Origin of the sequence: Mesorhizobium sp. M2E.F.Ca.ET.209.01.1.1 (genome assembly GCF_004010375.2) — a bacterium.
GTDB lineage: Bacteria > Pseudomonadota > Alphaproteobacteria > Rhizobiales > Rhizobiaceae > Mesorhizobium.
Genome location: NZ_SADP02000837.1, coordinates 1 through 317 on the forward strand (window position 1 = coordinate 1; position 317 = coordinate 317).

The 317-nt window shown below is 62.1% G+C and carries 1 protein-coding gene; it reads left to right on the top strand.

The genetic code is table 11. From position 1 onward, the window contains the following. A partial coding sequence (locus EN852_RS38140) for a type VI secretion system contractile sheath small subunit (RefSeq protein WP_189546575.1) occupies nucleotides 1–283 on the top strand: 283 nt, incomplete at its 5' end. Between the last annotated feature and the right edge of the window lie 34 nt (nucleotides 284–317).

A 317-nucleotide genomic window follows, 5' to 3' on the forward strand; every position in this document is an offset into this window, starting at 1 on the left:
GAAGAACACGCTGCCACAGGCCGAAGGCCAGGAGCGCGACGAGGAACTGGCGCTCGATCTCACCTTCACCAAGATGGGTGATTTCGCTCCCGACAAAATTGCCGCGCAGGTGCCGCAATTGGCCGAGATCCTCAAGATGCGCCGCCAGCTCGAGGAACTGCTCGGCTTCATGGACGGCCGTGTCGACGCCGAAAAACGCATCGCGCAGTTGCTGAACAACGAGCCGCTGCTTGGCAAGATCTCCGGCCAGGTGCTCGCCGACGACGACAAGGCAGGGGAGTAAACCATGGCCGAACAGCAAAAGACCGCCGCCGTCG